The organism is Flavobacterium salmonis (genome assembly GCF_903819435.1).
GTDB lineage: Bacteria > Bacteroidota > Bacteroidia > Flavobacteriales > Flavobacteriaceae > Flavobacterium > Flavobacterium chungangense.
The window spans coordinates 1-253 of record NZ_CAIJDP010000137.1 but is presented as its reverse complement, the minus strand read 5'-3'; the positions used below and the strand labels follow the sequence as shown (position 1 = coordinate 253).

General features: G+C 37.9%; 1 protein-coding gene. It reads right to left on the bottom strand.

The features are described 5' to 3' along the window. On the bottom strand, positions 1-203 hold a 203-nt coding region (locus tag FLACHUCJ7_RS25250; protein WP_180910983.1), incomplete at its 3' end, for a hypothetical protein. Positions 204-253: the final 50 nt, after the last annotated feature.

The window sequence follows — 253 nt, the reverse complement described above, 5'->3', positions numbered from 1 at the left end:
ATTGCCTGCGCATTTTCCAATCCTGAAAGGTCGCTGCATTGCAAAGTTACATTCAAATAAGCAGTTTCAGTAGACCAAGACGGAGCAGTAGTATCTTCAATTGTTATCACTTGCATGAAAGTATCGGAAGTATTTCCACAATCATCTTTTACAGTCCAGGTGTTGGTATATGTTCCGGAATTTCCACAACCTTCAGAAGCCATGAACTGCACTCTTACTTATACGATATTATATAAATAGTCATCACAAAGAT